We start from the raw sequence: 17,576 nt of genomic DNA, 5'->3' as shown, positions 1-17,576 counted from the left end.
ACGCCCGGCCCCGAGGGGCCGGGCGGTGGCCGCGGCGGGTGCCGCGTGGGCGGCGGATGCGGCGGGTGCGTCAGAAGCCGTGCCGCGCGCCGCCGTCCACCGGGAGCATGACGCCGGTCAGGTACGAGGCGGCCGGGGAGAGCAGGAACGCCGCCGTGCGGCCGAACTCCTCCGGGGTGCCGTAGCGGCGCAGCGGGATGCGGGCCTCGTGGCCGGCCCGCGCCGCGTCCGCGTCCCCGGACAGGGCGTCCAGTTCCCGCACCCGGTCGGTGTCGACCCGCGCCGGCAGCAGCCCGACCACGCGGATCCCGCGCGGCCCCAGCTCCACCGACAGGGACTTCGCGAAGCCCGCGAGTCCGGGGCGCAGCCCGTTGGAGATGGTCAGGCCCGGGATCGGCTCGTGCACGGAGCCGGACAGGACGAAGCCGATGACCCCGCCCTCGCCGAGTTCGGCCGCCGCCGCCCGCGCGAGGCGGACCGCGCCCAGGAACACCGAGTCGAAGGCCGCCGCCCACTGCTCGTCGGTGTTGTCCGCCGCGCTGCCGGGAGCCGGTCCGCCGACGCTGACGAGGATGCCGTCCAGGCGCCCGAAGCGTTCCTTCGCGCCGGCCACGAGGCGGGCCGCGGCCAGCGGGTCGGCGTTGTCGGCGGCCACGCCCACCGCGTTCGGGCCGAGCGCGGCGGCCGCGTCCGCGGCGCGCTTCTCGTCCCGCCCGGTGAGCACCACCTTCGCCCCGTCGGCCGTCAGCTCGCGCGCCGAGGCGAAGCCCAGGCCCCGCGTCGCGCCGGTGACCACGTACACGCGGTCCTTCAGTCCAAGATCCATGCGGGTCACGCTACGCCGAAGCGGGCTCCGGCGAAACGGCCTTGGCGGCGGCCTCCTCGCGGTCGCGCCGCTCGCGGCGGACCAGGACCACCCAGCCCACCGGCACCGCCGAGGCGAACAGCCACCACTGGACGGCGTACGCCATGTGCGCGCCGATCGAGTCGTGGTCGGGCTCGGCGACCGGCTCGGGTCCGCCGTCGGCCGGGGCGGGGGCGGTCAGTTCCAGGTAGCCGCCGAGGACGGGTCGGCCGAGGGCCGCGGCCTGCTGCTCGCTGTTGATCAGCATCACCTGGCGGTCGGGCAGGCCCTTGCGGTCCTTGATGCCGCTGCCGCCGCTGGTCTCGTCGGCCTTCAGCCGCCCGGTGACCGTGACCTCGCCGGTGGGTGCCGCCGGGACCGGGGGGTAGGCGCGCGGGTCGTCCCCGCCGGGCACCCAGCCCCGGTTGACGAGCACCGCGCGGCCGTCGGCCAGCAGCAGCGGGGTCACGACGTGGAAGCCGACCTTGTCGTCGTTGGAGGTGCGCATCCGGACGACGACCTCGTGCGCGGGGTCGTAGGTGCCGGTCGCGGTGACGGCCCGCCAGTAGTCGTCCCGGGGGACGGTGTGGCCGGGGGAGGTGAGGTCGCCCACCGACACCGGCTCGCCGTACAGGTTCTTCGCGATCAGTTCGTTCTGGGCGACCCGGTGCTCGTGGCGGTGGAACTGCCAGAACCCCAGCTTGATCATCGCGGGGATGAGGACGAGGGCGACGAGGGTGAGGCACACCCACTGCCGGGTCAGGACGAAGCGGTACACGCCCACGACGGTACCCCCAGCGACGAGGACCCCGGCGGCCGGGTGGCCTTCCGGGGTCGCGGGGAGGGGGTGGGGGAGAGGCGGGGAGGGGGCGGGGGGACGGGTGGGGCCGGGGGTCAGACGCGGTCGACGATGCCCACCTTCCCTTCCGCGCGGGCGCAGTGCCCGCCGCAGAACCACTGCCCGTCCACCTCGACGCCCTGCCCGATGATCTGCACCCGGCAGTGCTCGCAGATCGGCGCCATGCGGTGGATGGCGCAGGAGAAGCAGTCGAAGACGTGCACCGCGCCCTGCGCGTGCACCTCGAAGGACATGCCGTAGTCGTTTCCGCAGACCTCGCAACGTGCCATGCGCCGCATGCTCGACGGGGCGGCGGAACGGAACAAGATCCACCGGGGTGAGTCGTGGCGCCTGCACCCGGCCGGAGCAACGCGCCCCGTCCCGCCCCCGCGCGTCTCAGCCGGCGGGGGCCACGTCCCGCAGCAGGTGCGTGAAGGCCGCCTCGTCGACGACGGGGGTGCCGTAGGACTTCGCCTTGACCGTCTTGGAGGTGGCGGAGTCGGGGTCGTTGGTCACCAGCAGGCTGGTGAGGCGCGACACGCTCGTCGCGACGTGCAGCCCGGCCTCCACGGCCCGGTCCTCCAGCAGCTCCCGGTCCACCGAGGTGTCGCCCGAGAAGGCGACCCGCATGCCCTGTTTGAGGGGCTTGCCGTCCTCGAAGCGTCCCGGGTTGGGGTGCGGGCAGGCCGGCCGCTTGCGCGGGGTGCGCCACGTCGCGCCGCCGCCGTACGAGGCCTGCTGCCCGATCCGGGGCGTCGTCGGGGTGTCCGACCACTCCGTCAGCGGGCGGCACTCCAGCAGCGGCAGTCGTACGCCGTCCCGCGCGGCGGCGTGCAGCGACGGTCGGAAGGCCTCGGCCAGCACGCGGGCGTCGTCGAGCGCGTTGTGGGCGCGCTGCTGGACGACGCCGAAGTGCGCGGCGAGGGAGGCGAGCTTGTGGTTGGGCAGGGGGAGCCCCAGTTCCTTCGACAGGGCGATGGTGCACAGCCGTTGACGCACCGGCGCGGTCACCGAGGCCCGCGCGTACTCCCGGGCGATCATCTGCCAGTCGAAGATGGCGTTGTGCGCGACGAGCACGCGGTCCGCGAGCCGTCCGGCGAACTCCTCGGCGATGTCCTCGAAGTGCGGGGCGTCGGCGAGCATGGCACTGGTCAGGCCGTGGATCCAGACCGGTCCCGGGTCCCGGCGCGGGTTGACCAGGCTGTACCAGTGGTCCTCCACGTTCCCCCGCGCGTCGAGCCGGTAGACGGCCGCGGAGACTATCCGGTCGTCGCGCGCGAGCCCGGTGGTCTCCACGTCGACGACCGCGTAACCCTGGGGGTACGCGGTCGGCCACGTCGTCTCTGCGGTCGTTCGGTCGTCGAGCATGGTCACAGAGGATATCGGCACCCGCTGACAGACATGGCCCGACGACCTTGCGGGCCGGCTCCACCGAGGGGTCGGCGACCGGGCGAGGAATGCGACAAAAGCCTCAATTCGCTACAGGGGGCGGGGTCGAGATCAGGGGGGCGCGGGGTCCGCCGGTCGGCTCCGCCGCTTTCCCCCCTGCCCCAGCAGGGCCTCCGTCAGGGCCCCCACCGACAGCAGGAACAACCGCTCCGGGTCCGCCGGGCGGGCCAGGGCGCGGGCGAGCGCCGGGTCGTCGGGGGCGGACGCCGGGTCCCAGAGGTCGCCCTCGGTCGGGGACTGGGCGGGGGAGCGCTCGCGGTTGCGCTCGACCAGCAGGAAGCCGACGATCTGGAACTGGATGGCCCGCACCGCGTCGGCGGCCCGCGCCCCCCGCAGTCCGGCGGCGCGCACCTCGTGCACGAGGGCCCGCTGCGCGGGCAGGAACATCCGCTCGGTGAGGCCGCGTTCGTGGACCATCGCGATCAGGTGCGGGCGCTCGCGCAGTTCGCGCCGCAGGGACCGGGCCACCGACAGGACCCGCTCGGCCGGGGTGCGCCCCACCGGGTCGACCGCGCCCATCTCCCGCACGGTGCGTTCCACGAGCGCGTCGAGCAGCGACTCGCGGTTGCCGACGTGCCAGTAGATGGAGGTCACCGCCGTACCCAGCTCGGCGGCCAGCCCCCGCATCGTGAGGGCCGCCGGGCCGTGGCGCCTGACCAGGGCCGCGGCGGCGTCCAGCACCTCCCCGCGGGTGAGCGCGTTCCTCGCCACGGCCCCGGTCCGCCCATCTGTCGAAGCGTCAGTTTCGTTGCGTGCAGGGGCCTTTACCCTTCATCGAAGGGAGTGTAACTGTGTTACACACCCGACCGACCCCGCTCACGAGACGAGGGATGGTGCGAGACATGGCACGCGTACGGTACGGAGCGCGGACCGAGGCCGAGATCGCGGCGGCGCGCGAGAAGAACGCGAAGCTCCCCGACATCTGGTCCACCGGCGTGGTGGCCGTCTGGGAGAGCGACCCGGACGTGGTGGCCGCGGTGCTGCCCCCGCCACTGAAACCCGCCGAGCGGCCCCTCGTACGGGCGAACATCAGCAAGGTCGACCTGGCCGGCTACCCCCTCGGAGCCGGTTCCGTGGCCGTCGCCGCCCGGCACGGCGACGTCGAGGGCTGGTACCCCCTCGTCATGCCGATGACCCACGAGCGCGCCCTGACCGGAGGCCGCGAGGTGTTCGGCGAACCGAAGAAGCTCGGCGAGGTCACCGTCGAACGCGACGGCCTCGTCGTCCGGGCCGCCCTGGCCCGCCACGGGATCGCCTTCGTCGAGGTGCGCGGGGCCGTCGACCGCGCCCTTCCCCTGCCCGAGCCCACCCTCAAGACCGACTTCTACTTCAAGTTCCTTCCCGCCGTCGATGGTTCCGGCTTCGAGACCGACCCGGTCCTCGTCCACTGCACCCGCAACGAGAGGGTCCGCCGGCTGGACCACGTCACCGGTGACGTGGTCCTGCGCGAGTCGATGTACGACCCCGTCGCCGACCTCCCCGTACGCCGGATCGTGGAGATCACCATCGGTGAGAAGACCACGGACCAGAAGGGCCGCGTCGTCGAGCGCGTCAGCGCCCGGGCCCTCCTGCCCTACCTCCACCAGCGCTACGACGACCCGATGCAGATCCTCGACGGACCTCCGGAAGGCAGCGTCTGAGATGCGACTCGAACCCGGTCAGGTGGCCGTCGTCACCGGCGCCGCCAGTGGCATCGGCCTCGCCATGGCCCGTCGCTTCGCGGCCGAGGGGCTCAAGGTGGTCCTCGCCGACGTCGAGGAGACGGCCCTGCGCAAGGCCTCCGAGGAACTCGTCGCGGAGGGCGCCGAGGTCCTCGCCCGGGCCGTCGACGTCAGCGACCGCGACGCGGTCCTCTCGCTGGCCGACGCCGCCTACGACACCTTCGGCGCCGTGCACGTACTGTGCAACAACGCGGGCGTCGGCTCCGGAGCCGAGGGCCGCATGTGGCAGCACGAACCCAACGACTGGAAGTGGGCCTTCTCCGTCAACGTCTGGGGGGTCTTCCACGGCATCCAGGCCTTCGTCCCCCGCATGATCGAGGGCGGCGCCCCCGGCCACGTCGTCAACACCTCCTCCGGCGACGGCGGCATCGCCCCCCTGCCCACCGCCTCCGTCTACGCCGTCACCAAGGCGGCCGTGGTCACCATGACCGAGTCCCTCTACGCCCACCTCAAGGCCGAGGGCGCGACCGTCGGGGCCTCCGTCCTCTTCCCCGGCCCGCACATGCTGCGCACCGGCCTGTGGGAGTCCCACCGCAACCGCCCCGAGCGGTACGCGAAGCGGCGCCCGCGCAGGACCCCGTACCGCAGCCTCGACCAGTACGAGGCCGCGATGCGCGCGGCCGGCCACGAGCCGACGTTCACCCCGGTCGAGGAGGTCGCCGAGCACGTCGTCGACGGCATCCGCGCCGACCGCTTCTGGATGCTCCCGGCGAGCGAGCACAGCGACCGGCAGATCCGCGCCCGGTCGCGGTCGATGCTCGACCGCGCCAACCCCGCCTACCTGGAAAGCTTCATCCTCGACTGAGGGGCCCGCCGTGCCTGACGAGACGTACGAAGACCCGTACCTGATCATCTCCTCCGACTGCCACGCGGGCCTGCCGACCGAGCGGTACCGCCCCTACCTCGACTCCCGCTTCCACGCGCGGTTCGACGAGTTCCTCGGGCAGCGCGACGCCCGCCGCGAGGAGGCCACCCGCCTCGGCATCCGCAACGAGGCCTTCGCCGAGAAGTGGTTCCACGACCACGAGGAGGGCCTCAAGGGCGGCTGGGACGTCACTCAGCGGCTCAAGGAACTCGACGGCGACGGCGTGGCCGCCGAGGTCGTCTTCCCCGACGCGGACGCCGTCGACAGCCAGACCGCCGCCCCCTTCGGCGTGGGCCTCGGCCTCTCCGGCGACCAGGACCCCGAACTCGGCATGGCGGGCGCTCGGGCCCACAACCGCTGGCTGGCGGAGTTCGTCTCGCAGAACCCCGAACGGCACTGCGGGGTCGCCCTCCTGCCGATCACCGGGGAGCCGGACAAGGTCGTCGCCGAGATCCACCGGGCCAAGGAGTCCGGGCTCGGCGCGCTGATGATCCCCTCCATGTGGGTGGACAAGGCGCCCTACCACGACCGCCGCTACGACCCCGTGTGGGCCGCCGCCGCCGAGACGGCCATGCCGATCGTCACCCACTCGGGGGCCGCGCCCCGCCACGAGTACGGCGACCACCTCGGCATCTACGTCTCCGAGGTCACCTGGTGGCCGGCGCGCCCCCTGTGGTTCCTGCTGTGGTCCGGGGTCTTCGAGCGCCACCCCGGCCTCAGGTTCGGCGTCGCGGAGTCCGGCTGCTGGTGGCTGCCGAACCAGCTGTGGTTCATGGACCGGCTCTACCTCGGCGCCCACGGCGGGAAGAAGCTCTCGCCCTTCGAGGAGCTGCGGCGCCCGCCGAGCGAGTACCTGGACCGGCAGGTGTTCGTCTGCGCCACCAACACCAAGCGCCGCGAACTCGCCCAGCGCTACGAGATCGGCGTCGACAACATCCTGTGGGGCTCGGACTTCCCGCACCCCGAGGGCACCTGGCCCCACACCCGCACCTGGCTGAAGAACACCTTCCACGACATGCCGGTCGCCGAGACCCGTCGCATGCTGGGCCTCGCGGCGGCCGAGGTCTTCGGCTTCGACACCGACCGGCTCGCCCCGATCGCCCGCCGGATCGGCCCCACCCCGGCCGAGCTGGGCCAGTCCCCGGACCAGCCGGCGGTGGAGGCCTCCTGGGCCCGCTCGCGCGAGGTGGGCCGGCACTGGCTGACCGGGCACGACTTCCCGACCCTGGGGGTCTCGCCGTGACGGACGACGACCGCTACACGGTGATCTCGGCCGACTGCCACGCGGGCGCCGACCTGCCGGACTACCGGCCCTACCTGGAACGCCGCCACCACGAGGCCTTCGACGCCTGGGCCGCCACGTACGTGAACCCGTACGAGGACCTCCTCGCCGACACGGCGGACCGCAACTGGAACTCGGCGCGCCGGCTGGCGGAACTGGAGGCGGACGGGATCGTCGCGGAGGTCCTCTTCCCGAACACCATCCCCCCGTTCTTCCCCAAGGCCTCCCTGATGGCCCAGCCGCCGACGGCCGCCGAGTACGAGCTGCGTTGGGCCGGACTCCAGGCGCACAACCGCTGGCTGGAGGACTTCTGCGCGCAGGCCCCGGGCCGACGGGCGGGCGTCGCCCAGATCCTGCTCAACGACGTGGACGCGGCGGTCGCCGAGATCCGCCGTACGAAGGAGGCCGGCCTGACGGGCGGCATCCTGCTGCCGGGCGTCCCGCCGGGCTCGCCGGTCCCGGAGCTGTACTCGTCGGCGTACGACCCGATCTGGGCGGTGTGCGCGGAACTGGACGTCCCCGTCAACCACCACGGCGGCTCGGCGTCGCCGCCGCTGGGGGACGAACCGGCGGCGCGCGCGGTCTTCATGGTGGAGACGACCTGGTTCTCGCACCGGGCGCTGTGGCACCTGATCTTCGGCGGGGCCTTCCGCCGCCACCCGGGGCTCAAGCTGGTCCTGACGGAGCAGGGGTCGGGCTGGATCCCCGGCGTCCTGGAGATGCTGGACTACTACCACGGGCGGCTCGTCGCGGCGGCGTCCACGGCGGAGGCCAAGTTCGGTGCGGGCCTGGCCGATTCCATGGGCGCGGGTCCCGGCGAGGTCTGGCGGGAGAACTGCTTCGTCGGCGCGAGCTTCATGCGCCCCCACGAGGTCCCGCTGCGGCACCGGATCGGGCTCGACAAGATCATGTGGGGCAGCGACTACCCGCACGACGAGGGCACCACGCCGTTCTCCCGCGAGGGCCTGCGCGCGGCGTACGCGGGCCTGCCCCGCGAGGAGGTCGCGGCGATGGTCGGCGGCAACGCGGCCCGCGTCTACGGCTTCGACCTCGCCCTCCTGGACGCGCCGGCGGCCAAGCACGGCCCCCTGGTCCGGGAGGTCGCCGAGCCCCTGACGCACGTCCCGCCGGGCGCCACGAGCCCGGCCTTCGCCCGGGGGGCGTCGGTCCGGGTCTGGTAGCCGCGCCGGCTCGGCCCGGGGGTGCAACGGGCTCCCCCGGGCCGAGCCGGCCGGACCCGCCGGACCGTCGGTGACATCGATGGGGTACCGATCGGTAACCACCCCTGGCGGCGGCCCGGGAGCGGCTCTATGGTGCGGGCATGCCGAATCCGCCCGATGTCGTGCTGTGGGCCATACCCGCCTTCGTCCTGCTCACCGTCGTCGAGGTGGTGAGCTACCGGCTCCGTCCCGACGAGGACGCCGTCGGCTACGACGCCAGGGACTCCGTCACGAGCGTCACCATGGGGCTCGGCAGCATCGGCTTCGACCTGCTGTGGAAGATCCCGGTCATCGCCGTCTTCACGGCCGTCTGGGAACTGACCCCGCTGCGGGTGCCGTTCCTGTGGTGGACCCTCCCGCTGATGCTGCTCGCGCAGGACTTCCTCTATTACTGGCAGCACCGGCTCCACCACACCGTCCGCATCCTGTGGGCCTGTCACGTCGTCCACCACAGCAGCCGCAGCTTCAACCTCACCACCGCCCTGCGGCAGCCCTGGACCAGCGCCACCGGCACGTGGTTCTACCTGCCGATGGTCGCCCTCGGCGTGCACCCCGCCGTGATCCCGTTCTGCTACGGCCTCAACCTCCTCTACCAGTTCTGGGTGCACACCGAACGGGTGGGCAAGCTCCCGAGGCCCTACGAGTACGTCTTCAACACCCCCTCCCACCACCGCGTCCACCACGCCTCCCAGGGCGGCTACCTGGACCGCAACTTCGGCGGGATCCTGATCGTCTGGGACCGGGCGTTCGGCTCCTGGGTCGGCGAGACCGAGCGGCCCGTGTACGGGCTGACCAAGAACATCGAGACCCACAACCCGCTGCGCGTCGCCACCCACGAGTACGCCGCCATCGCCCGCGACGTACGGGCCGCCGGCAGTTGGCGCGAGCGCGTCGGACGGGTCTTCGCCGGCCCCGGATGGCAGCCGGGCCCGGCCGCCGCCGCCCCACCACCCCGGCCGCCCCGGCCGCCGCCCCCGGCCCCACCACCCCCGCCGTCCGTGCCGCCGCCGCTCCCGCGGCCCCGCAGAGTGAGGCCGCCGCGTGAGCGTCACCGGATCCCGCACCCCGTCCCCGTCCGTGCCGCCCGGCTCCGGCTCCGGCCGCGCCCCCGCATCCGGCCCCGGCCCCGCCGCCGCCGCCGCTCCCGCGACGGGCGGACGCGCCGGCCGGGTGCTGCTCGGCGCCTTCCTCGTCGCCGTCGCCGTGGACCTCGGCTCGCTGCTGGCCGACTGGCACCTCGGGCACGTCATCGCCAAGCCGCTGCTGATGCCGCTGCTGGTGGCCCACGTCATCACCCGCCGCGCCCCCCGATTGCTGGTCGCCGCGCTCGTCTTCGGCTGGGGCGGGGACGTGGCCCTGCTCTTCGACGCCGACGCCGCCTTCCTGGTCGGGATGGGCTCCTTCGCCGCCGGGCACGTCTGCTACCTCGTGCTCTTCGGCCGGCGCCGGACCGGCCCCGTGCTCGGGGTCGCGTACGCCGCGGCGCTCGTCACCACCGTCGCGCTGCTCTGGGGCGACCTCCCGGCGGAGCTGCGGATCCCCGTCGCCGGATACAGCCTGCTGCTCACCGCCATGGCCTACCGCGCCGGGGCGCTCGGGCGGGCCGCGGGGCTGGGCGGGGCGCTGTTCCTGCTCTCCGACACCCTGATCGCGACGGGGGTGGCGCAGTGGCCCCAGCTGCCCCGGCCCGACTTCTGGATCATGGCCACCTACCTGGCGGCCCAGTACCTTCTGGCCACGGGCGCACTCACTTTCGGACAGGCGTACCGTAGGGAGGTCAACAAAGTCGTACAAGACTGAACCAACCTTGATCCGGAGGGCTGCACCACCATGCGCGCCACCGTCATCCACGCCCCGCACGACATACGCGTGGAGGAGGTGCCCGACGCTGCGATCCAGCGCCCCGAGGACGCCGTCGTCCGCGTCCTGCGCGCCTGCATCTGCGGCAGCGACCTGTGGGCCTACCGCGGCGAGGCCACCCGGCAGCCCGGCCAGCGCATCGGCCACGAGTTCCTCGGCGTCGTCGAGGAGACCGGCGCCGCCGTTGCGGACCTCAAGGTCGGCGACCTCGTCGTCGCCCCCTTCATGTGGTCCGACGGCACCTGCGACTACTGCGTCGAGGGCCTGTACACCTCCTGCACCCACGGCGGCTTCTGGGGCTCGGTCGGCCACGACGGCGGCCAGGGCGAGGCCGTACGGGTCCCGCACGCCGACGGCACCCTCGTACGGCTGCCCGCCGCCGCGGCCTCCGACGAGCACCTGCTGACCGGCCTGCTGGCGCTCTCGGACGTCATGGGCACCGGACACCACGCCGCCCTGGGGGCGGGCGTGCGCCCGGGCACCACGGTGGCCGTCGTCGGTGACGGCGCGGTCGGCCTGTGCGGCGTCCTCGCGGCCAGGCGGCTCGGCGCCGAGCGGATCATCGCCCTCGGCCGGCACTCCGCGCGCACCGACATCGCGAAGCTGTTCGGCGCCACCGACGTCGTCGCCGAGCGCGGCGAGGCCGCCGAGGCGGCGGTCCGCGAGCTGACCCGGGGCCAGGGCGCCCACGCCGTGATCGAGGCGGTCGGCACCGAGCAGTCGATGCGCACCGCCGTGAACATCACCCGCGACGGCGGGGCGATCGGCTACGTCGGCGTCCCGCACGGCAGCGGCACCGGCCTCGACCTCGGCGTGATGTTCGACCGCAACATCACCCTGCGCGGCGGTGTCGCCCCCGTCCGCGCGTACATCCCGGAGCTGCTGGAGGACGTGCTGAGCGGGGCCATCGACCCGGCGCCCGTCTTCGACCGCGCCGTGTCCCTGGACGAGGTCCCGGACGGCTACCGCGCGATGGACGACCGCAGCGCGCTCAAGGTGCTGATCAAGCCCTGACCCCTCGCGCCGTACGCGGCGAAAGGCCGGGCGGGGGAGGACCCCGTCCGGCCTTTCGATGAGCCCGTGCGCGAGCGCGTGCGCGGGTGTTACTTGACGGCCTTCAGGGCGTCGACCACGCCGTGACCGTAGTAGCCGCTCTGGCCCCACTTGGTCTGGCAGGTGGTGGCGTCGATCAGGTTGCCCGCGGCGTCGTAGATCTTCGCCGGGCAGGCGGCCTTCGTGGCCTGGCCCTTCAGCATCGCCTGGAGCTGCGAGGGCGTGGCCTTCGGGTGGGCGCTCTTGAGGAGCGCGGCCACGCCCGCGACGTGCGGAGCGGCCATCGAGGTGCCCTGCTTGTAGCCGTAGCCGCCGTCGAGGACGGTCGACAGCACGCGGCCGTTGGCGTCCGGGGTGGCGGGCACCTGGTACTTGTCGCCGCCCGGGGCGGCGACGTCCACGACGCCGAGACCGTAGCTGGAGTAGTAGGAGCGCAGGCCCTGGTCGCCGGTGGCCGAGACGGTGACCACGCCGGGCAGCTGCGTGGGCAGGTCCAGGCAGACCTTCGGGTCGATGGTGCGCGGCACCGGGGTGGTGTCGTTCGGGCTGGTCGTGTCGGTGATGGAGTCACCGGCCAGGTCGTGGTTGGAGTTGCCCGCGGAGGCCACGCTCAGCACGCCCTTGCGCTCGGCGTACTTGGTCGCCCGGGCGAGGGCCTCCACCAGCGCCTTCTGGTCGTCGTCGTTCTTGCAGGTGTAGTTCCACGGGTCGACGTAGTAGCTGTTGTTGGTCACCTCGATCCCCTTCTCGGCGGCGAACATGAACCCGCAGACGACCGCCTCGGTGTAGAAGAGGCTGGTGGCGGGCTCGCTCACCTTGATCGCGGCGACCTTCACGCCCGGCGCGACGCCGCTGATGCCGATGCCGTTGCGGGCGGCGGCGATGGTGCCCGCCACGTGGGTGCCGTGGTCGCTGCCGTCGGCGTACGGACGCCAGGCGCCCTCGGAGGTGTCCGCGACACCGCCGACACAGTTGGCGGACTGGCCCTTGGAGAAGTTCGGGGCGAGATCCGGGTGGGTGTCGTCGACACCCGTGTCGATGACGCCCACAGTGACGTCCGGGCTGCCATCGTTGATCTTGTGAGCCTGGTCGGCCTTGATCGTCCGCAGATCCCACTGGTTGGGCTCCAGCGGCTCCTGCCCCTCGGTGGCCCGTGCCGCCGCCTTCGCGGCGTCCGCGTCGCTCAGCTTCTGCGTCGCGCCCTCCTCGGTGGTCTGCACCGCCGAGAGGGGGGCCGTGCGCGTGGCGCCGACCGAGACGAACAGGCTGCGCTGGGTCCGCAGCTGCTTGGCGAACTCCGGGTTCTGGGAGTGCGCGACGACGACGCCGATCTGCTCATAGGCCGTCACCACCGTTCCGCCGGCCCGCTCGATGGCCTTCTTCGCCTGCTTGGCCGTGCCGTAGGCGGTCAGGTTCGCCACGTAGGAGAGCTTCGGGCCGGTGGTGGTCGCCTTCGAGACCGCCGCGGGCTCCGCCGTGTTGCCGAGGGGAGCGGCCGAGGCGCTCACCGAGGGCAGGACGGCGAGCGAGGCGGCGAGCGCCAGACCGAACGGAACGGCGAGGGCGCGCCGGCGACCGTGGACCGGATGAGGCATGGGTTCTCCACATTCATCGTCAAAAAGCCGTACGGGCGCGGTCGCGCCGGACGGGTTCATGACACGCGAACCTAGTGCCGCCGTTCGCCTTTGCGCCATCAGTTCGAGAAATCAGCGTCCAAAAAAGACGAGAAGCCAAAAAAACAGCGGGTGTTGAACCGTCGCGACACGCCGGCCGTGCCGTTGGCAGGGGGGCTCAGCACCACCGTCCCCCCCACACGGAGGTTGTTTTGTCCGTCGTCCCCACCGCACCCGCGTCACAAGGAGAACCCCCCGTGACCACCGAAGCAGCGCCGCCCCCCGGCGGCGCGGGACCGGCCCCGACGGGTCCCACGGCCGATGACTTCGCGCGCGTCCAGCAGAGCCCCGAGTTCGTGGAGCTGCGCGGCGCCTACCGCTCGTTCGCCTTCCCGCTCACCGTGGCCTTCATCGCCTGGTACCTGCTCTACGTCCTGCTGTCCAGCTACGCGGGCGGCTTCATGGGGACCAAGCTCTTCGGCAACATCAACGTCGCCCTCGTCCTCGGCCTCGCCCAGTTCGCGACCACCTTCCTGATCGCCTGGCTCTACTCCCGGCACGCCGCCGCCAGGCTCGACCCCAAGGCCGAGGCCATCAAGCAGCGCATGGAGGCCGGAGAGTGAGCACCCTCGCCCCCCTGACGGTCGCCGCCGGGGCCACCGAGCACCGCCCGCTGATCATCACCCTGTTCGGGCTGTTCGTCGTCGCCACCCTGATCATCACGATCTGGGCCGGCCGCCAGACCAAGGACGCCGCCGACTTCTACGCGGGCGGACGCCAGTTCACCGGCTTCCAGAACGGCCTGGCCATCTCCGGCGACTACATGTCCGCCGCGTCCTTCCTCGGCATCGCCGGAGCCATCGCCCTCTTCGGCTACGACGGCTTCCTCTACTCCATCGGCTTCCTCGTCGCCTGGCTCGTGGCCCTGCTCCTCGTCGCCGAGCCGCTGCGCAACTCCGGCCGCTACACGATGGGCGACGTCCTCGCGTACCGGATGCGCCAGCGGCCCGTCCGCACCGCCGCCGGCACCTCCACCATCGTGGTCTCGATCTTCTACCTGCTCGCCCAGATGGCCGGCGCCGGCGTCCTCGTCTCGCTGCTCCTGGGCATCACCAGCGACGGCGGCAAGGTCGCCGTCGTCGCCCTGGTCGGCGTGCTGATGATCGTCTACGTGACCATCGGCGGCATGAAGGGCACCACCTGGGTCCAGATGATCAAGGCGGTGCTGCTCATCGCGGGCGCCCTGCTGATCACCCTGCTGGTCCTCGTGAAGTTCAACTTCAACATCTCCGCCCTGCTGGGCCAGGCGGCCGAGAACAGCGGTCAGGGCACCAAGTTCCTGGAGCCGGGACTCAAGTACGGCAAGGACGCCCTCTCCAAACTGGACTTCATCTCCCTCGGCCTCGCCCTGGTGCTCGGCACCGCGGGCCTGCCGCACATCCTGATCCGCTTCTACACCGTCCCGACGGCCAAGGCCGCCCGCAAGTCCGTGAACTGGGCCATCGGCATCATCGGCGCCTTCTACCTGATGACCATCGCCCTCGGCTTCGGCGCCGCCGCCCTGCTGGGGCGGGCCGACATCCTCGCCTCCAACAAGGCCGGCAACACCGCCGCCCCGCTCCTCGCCCAGGAGGTCGGCGGCGGAGCCGGATCCACCGGCGGCGCGATCCTGCTCGCGGTGATCTCCGCGGTCGCCTTCGCCACCATCCTCGCGGTGGTCGCCGGCCTCACCCTCGCCTCCTCCTCGTCCTTCGCGCACGACCTCTACGTGAACGTCATCCGCAAGGGCAAGGCCACGGAGAAGGAGGAGGTGCGCGCCGCCCGCTGGTCTACCGTGGTCATCGGGGCCGTCGCCATCGGCCTGGGCGCCCTGGCCCGCGACCTCAACGTCGCCGGCCTCGTCGCCCTCGCCTTCGCGGTCGCCGCCTCCGCCAACCTCCCGACGATCCTCTACAGCCTCTTCTGGAAGCGCTTCACCACCCAGGGCGCGCTGTGGTCCATCTACGGAGGCCTGATCTCGGCCGTCGGCCTGGTGCTCTTCTCGCCCGTCGTATCCGGCAAGCCGACCTCGATGTTCAAGGACGCCGACTTCTACTGGTTCCCCCTGGAGAACCCCGGCATCATCTCCATCCCCCTCGGCTTCCTCCTCGGCTGGCTGGGAACCGTCCTGTCCAAGGAGCCGGCCGACCCGCAGAAGTTCGCCGAGCTGGAGGTACGCTCCCTCACCGGCACCGGGGCCCACTGACCGGCCGACCGACCGGCGGATTCACCGAAAGCATCCGGACACGGGGCGTGGCCGCGTCGTACTTCTCTACGATGCGGTCACGCCGCGTCTCGTTCATTCGGGCATCCCTACGGGCCACGGCCGTCGCGTAGGCTCGAATCAGCGCATCCGTCCATCCGCGACTGCGCCTACCTCTAGGAAAACCGGACAGGGGAGGGGGCCCACAGTGCTTCTCGACACCTACGGCCGCGTGGCCACTGACCTGCGCGTCTCACTCACCGACCGGTGCAATCTGCGCTGCACCTACTGCATGCCCGAAGAGGGCCTCCAGTGGCTCGGCAAGTCGGACCTCCTCAGCGACGAAGAGATCGTCCGGCTGATTCGCATCGCCGTCACCCGGCTCGGGATCACCGAGGTCCGCTTCACCGGCGGCGAGCCGCTGCTGCGCCCCGGCCTCGTCGGGATCGTCGAGCAGTGCGCCGCCCTGGAACCGCGTCCCAAGATGTCGCTGACCACCAACGGCATCGGCCTCAAGCGCACCGCGCAGGCCCTGAAGGCCGCCGGCCTCGACCGAGTGAACGTTTCCCTCGACACCCTGCGGCCCGAGGTCTTCAAGACCCTCACCCGCCGCGACCGGCACAAGGACGTCATCGAGGGCATGGCCGCCGCCCGGGACGCCGGCCTCACCCCCGTCAAGGTCAACGCCGTCCTCATGCCCGGCCTCAACGACGACGAGGCCCCCGACCTCCTCGCCTGGGCCGTGGACAACGCGTACGAGCTCCGCTTCATCGAGCAGATGCCGCTCGACGCCCAGCACGGCTGGAAGCGCGACGGGATGATCACCGCCGGGGACATCCTGGAATCGCTGCGCACCCGCTTCACCCTCACCGAGGAGGGCGCCGACGAGCGCGGCTCCGCCCCCGCCGAGCGCTGGATCGTCGACGGCGGCCCCGCCACCGTCGGCGTCATCGCCTCGGTCACCCGCCCCTTCTGCGGCGCCTGCGACCGCACCCGGCTCACCGCCGACGGCCAGGTGCGCACGTGCCTGTTCGCCACCGAGGAGTCGGACCTGCGCGCCGCGCTGCGCTCGGGGGCCCCGGACGAGGAGATCGCCCGCCTGTGGAAGGTGGCGATGTGGGGCAAGAAGGCCGGCTCCGGCCTCGACGACCCGACGTTCCTCCAGCCCGACCGGCCCATGTCGGCGATCGGCGGCTGACCCGCAGCGGCCGACCCGCCGGGGGCGACCCGTCGCGGGCGACCGCCCGGGGCGGCCCGCCCCAGGCGGCCCGTTCCACACTCCGCGCACCGAGCCCCGGTCACGACCGGGGCTCAGGCGTTCCTCAAGGGCGTCCGGAGCCCTCCGGCTGCACCCACTCCTCCAGGCGTACGACGTCCTTCAGGAACCCCCGGACCCCCAGGAACTGCGACAGGTGCTCGCGGTGCTCCTCGCACGCCAGCCAGGTCTTGCGCCGCTCGGGCGTGTGCAGCGTCGGGTTGTTCCACGCCAGGACCCACACCGCGCAGGCACGGCACCCCTTGGCGGAGCAGGTGGGGGCGGCTTCGGGGGCGGCGTCGGCGGCGGTGTCCGCGGCGTGCGGGGTGTTCGCTTCGGGGGTGTTGTCATCAGGGGAAGTCACGGCCTCAACCCTACAAACACCCCTGGAACGGAAGGGCGACGCCGGGCAGCCACGGGGGGAGCTGCCCGGCGTCGGTCCGTCGCTCCGACGGGGGATGCGGAGCGCGTAGGCAGTATGTCACGCAGGACCCGGTGCGGTGCACCGGAACTTCATGATTGATCTGAGCTTTTATTGAGGTTTCCCGCCTCCAGCGCGGGGCGCACGGGCGCGGGCACGAAGTGCGACGGCAGCGAGGGCGCCGTCTCGCGTCCGGCGTTCGCGATGACCACCGCCACGTAGGGCAACAGGACGCCCGCCGCGAGGGTCACCATCGCCACGTGACGCTCCACGTTCCACAGGATCACCGTCGCGATGACCGACAGGGTGCGCACCGTCATCGAGATGACGTACCGGCGCTGGCGCCCCCGCACGTCCTCGGCCAGCCCCATCCGGGCTCCCGTGATCCGGAAGACCTCGGGTCCGTTCCGCTTCGTCCGCTGCACTCTCCACCACCCGATCGGCCGGCCGGGCGCTCCCGGCCCGGTCCCGTTCCACGGTACGCCGCCCGGCCCGCGGCGAGGAGAGGGGGTACCCCCGAACGGCAGTGTCCGAAATGCGCGGTAGGCCGGACGGGTTGAAACTGGGCCCACATGCGCACCACGCGCCACGAGGAGGCTCGTCATGGAATGGTTGTGGGCGATCATCGTCGGTTTCGTGCTGGGCCTCATCGCCCGTGCCATCCTGCCCGGGAAGCAACACCAACCCCTGTGGCTGACGACCATCTTCGGCATCGTCGGAGCCATCCTCGGCAACGCCGTCTCCCGATGGATCGGCGTCGAGGACACCCGGGGCATCGACTGGGTCCGCCACCTGCTCCAGCTCGCCGGCGCGGTGCTCATCGTCGGACTCGGCGACATGGTCTACATGGCGCTGAAGGGCGGCAAGAGCCGCACCACGTGACGGGCCGGCGCCACGGCACCCCGCGCACGAC

At 72.4% G+C, this 17,576-nt stretch carries 18 protein-coding genes and 1 pseudogene; 11 read left to right on the top strand and 8 right to left on the bottom strand.

What is annotated here, in order from left to right:
• Positions 1-70: 70 nt before the first annotated feature.
• The 5 genes from AB0D01_RS15400 to AB0D01_RS15380 form a co-directional block, all read right to left on the bottom strand.
• On the bottom strand, positions 71-826 hold the full coding sequence (locus AB0D01_RS15400) for an SDR family oxidoreductase (RefSeq protein ID WP_363055655.1): 756 nt from the start codon (positions 824-826) through the stop codon (positions 71-73).
• Between the two features lie 10 nt (positions 827-836).
• Positions 837-1,622, bottom strand: coding sequence for an SURF1 family protein (locus tag AB0D01_RS15395; protein ID WP_363055654.1), 786 nt, complete (start codon positions 1,620-1,622; stop codon positions 837-839).
• A 116-nt stretch (positions 1,623-1,738) separates the two neighbouring features.
• Positions 1,739-1,972, bottom strand: a complete 234-nt coding sequence (locus AB0D01_RS15390) for a hypothetical protein (RefSeq protein WP_351890894.1) — start codon at positions 1,970-1,972, stop codon at positions 1,739-1,741.
• Between the two features lie 106 nt (positions 1,973-2,078).
• Complete coding sequence (locus AB0D01_RS15385; RefSeq protein ID WP_363055653.1) at positions 2,079-3,056, bottom strand: DEDDh family exonuclease; 978 nt, start codon at positions 3,054-3,056, stop codon at positions 2,079-2,081.
• A 126-nt stretch (positions 3,057-3,182) separates the two neighbouring features.
• Complete coding sequence (locus AB0D01_RS15380; protein WP_363055652.1) at positions 3,183-3,842, bottom strand: helix-turn-helix domain-containing protein; 660 nt, start codon at positions 3,840-3,842, stop codon at positions 3,183-3,185.
• Between the two features lie 131 nt (positions 3,843-3,973).
• Here AB0D01_RS15380 and AB0D01_RS15375 point away from each other — a divergent pair, with 131 nt between their 5' ends.
• From AB0D01_RS15375 to AB0D01_RS15345, 7 genes and pseudogenes are all read left to right on the top strand, one after another.
• Positions 3,974-4,771 carry an acetoacetate decarboxylase family protein gene (locus AB0D01_RS15375; RefSeq protein WP_363055651.1) on the top strand — a complete coding sequence of 266 codons (798 nt, stop codon included), beginning with the start codon at positions 3,974-3,976 and terminating at the stop codon, positions 4,769-4,771.
• A 1-nt stretch (position 4,772) separates the two neighbouring features.
• Positions 4,773-5,657 carry an SDR family NAD(P)-dependent oxidoreductase gene (locus AB0D01_RS15370; RefSeq protein ID WP_363055650.1) on the top strand — a complete coding sequence of 295 codons (885 nt, stop codon included), beginning with the start codon at positions 4,773-4,775 and terminating at the stop codon, positions 5,655-5,657.
• Positions 5,658-5,667: 10 nt separating this feature from the next.
• Positions 5,668-6,960: an amidohydrolase family protein gene (locus AB0D01_RS15365; RefSeq protein WP_363055649.1), complete on the top strand. Its 1,293-nt coding sequence runs from the start codon at positions 5,668-5,670 to the stop codon at positions 6,958-6,960.
• A complete protein-coding gene (locus tag AB0D01_RS15360) occupies positions 6,957-8,180 on the top strand; it encodes an amidohydrolase family protein (protein ID WP_363055648.1) in 1,224 nt (407 codons plus the stop codon). The genes AB0D01_RS15365 and AB0D01_RS15360 overlap by 4 nt, the downstream gene beginning before the upstream one ends.
• 140 nt (positions 8,181-8,320) lie before the next feature.
• Positions 8,321-9,145 (top strand): annotated as a pseudogene (locus AB0D01_RS15355) (sterol desaturase family protein); the annotation flags it as partial.
• Between the two features lie 244 nt (positions 9,146-9,389).
• Positions 9,390-10,019, top strand: a complete 630-nt coding sequence (locus tag AB0D01_RS15350) for a lysoplasmalogenase (RefSeq protein ID WP_363055803.1) — start codon at positions 9,390-9,392, stop codon at positions 10,017-10,019.
• A 30-nt stretch (positions 10,020-10,049) separates the two neighbouring features.
• Positions 10,050-11,093 carry a zinc-dependent alcohol dehydrogenase family protein gene (locus tag AB0D01_RS15345; RefSeq protein ID WP_363055647.1) on the top strand — a complete coding sequence of 348 codons (1,044 nt, stop codon included), beginning with the start codon at positions 10,050-10,052 and terminating at the stop codon, positions 11,091-11,093.
• 89 nt (positions 11,094-11,182) lie between these two features.
• Here the strand turns inward: AB0D01_RS15345 and AB0D01_RS15340 are convergent, their stop codons facing one another.
• Positions 11,183-12,727: a S8 family serine peptidase gene (locus AB0D01_RS15340; protein ID WP_363055646.1), complete on the bottom strand. Its 1,545-nt coding sequence runs from the start codon at positions 12,725-12,727 to the stop codon at positions 11,183-11,185.
• A 275-nt stretch (positions 12,728-13,002) separates the two neighbouring features.
• Between AB0D01_RS15340 and AB0D01_RS15335 the strand changes: the two genes are divergently transcribed.
• The 3 genes from AB0D01_RS15335 (at position 13,003) to moaA (ending at position 16,185) form a co-directional block, all read left to right on the top strand.
• Positions 13,003-13,368, top strand: a complete 366-nt coding sequence (locus AB0D01_RS15335) for a DUF485 domain-containing protein (protein ID WP_363055645.1) — start codon at positions 13,003-13,005, stop codon at positions 13,366-13,368.
• Positions 13,365-14,990 carry a cation acetate symporter gene (locus AB0D01_RS15330; protein WP_363055644.1) on the top strand — a complete coding sequence of 542 codons (1,626 nt, stop codon included), beginning with the start codon at positions 13,365-13,367 and terminating at the stop codon, positions 14,988-14,990. The genes AB0D01_RS15335 and AB0D01_RS15330 overlap by 4 nt, the downstream gene beginning before the upstream one ends.
• A 205-nt stretch (positions 14,991-15,195) precedes the next feature.
• Positions 15,196-16,185 (top strand): GTP 3',8-cyclase MoaA, encoded by a 990-nt coding sequence (gene moaA / locus AB0D01_RS15325; RefSeq protein WP_363055643.1) that lies wholly within the window; start codon positions 15,196-15,198, stop codon positions 16,183-16,185.
• 124 nt (positions 16,186-16,309) lie between these two features.
• Here moaA and AB0D01_RS15320 read toward each other — a convergent pair whose 3' ends face one another.
• Together AB0D01_RS15320 and AB0D01_RS15315 are read right to left on the bottom strand one after the other, a co-directional pair.
• The gene (locus tag AB0D01_RS15320) at positions 16,310-16,606 is read right to left on the bottom strand and encodes a hypothetical protein (RefSeq protein ID WP_363055818.1); all 297 of its coding nucleotides are present in this window, start codon (positions 16,604-16,606) and stop codon (positions 16,310-16,312) included.
• 149 nt (positions 16,607-16,755) lie between these two features.
• Positions 16,756-17,034, bottom strand: coding sequence for a DUF3099 domain-containing protein (locus AB0D01_RS15315; protein WP_363055642.1), 279 nt, complete (start codon positions 17,032-17,034; stop codon positions 16,756-16,758).
• A gap of 232 nt (positions 17,035-17,266) precedes the next feature.
• On the opposite strand from AB0D01_RS15315, the gene AB0D01_RS15310 reads away from it, so the two are divergent.
• Positions 17,267-17,545, top strand: coding sequence for a GlsB/YeaQ/YmgE family stress response membrane protein (locus AB0D01_RS15310; protein ID WP_363055641.1), 279 nt, complete (start codon positions 17,267-17,269; stop codon positions 17,543-17,545).
• Positions 17,546-17,576 lie beyond the last annotated feature (31 nt).

Source organism: Streptomyces sp. NPDC048606 (assembly GCF_040650855.1).
In the GTDB taxonomy this organism is placed as follows: Bacteria; Actinomycetota; Actinomycetes; order Streptomycetales; family Streptomycetaceae; genus Streptomyces.
The sequence above is the reverse complement of the archived record's forward strand: the minus strand, read 5'-3'. Positions and strand labels throughout refer to the sequence as shown.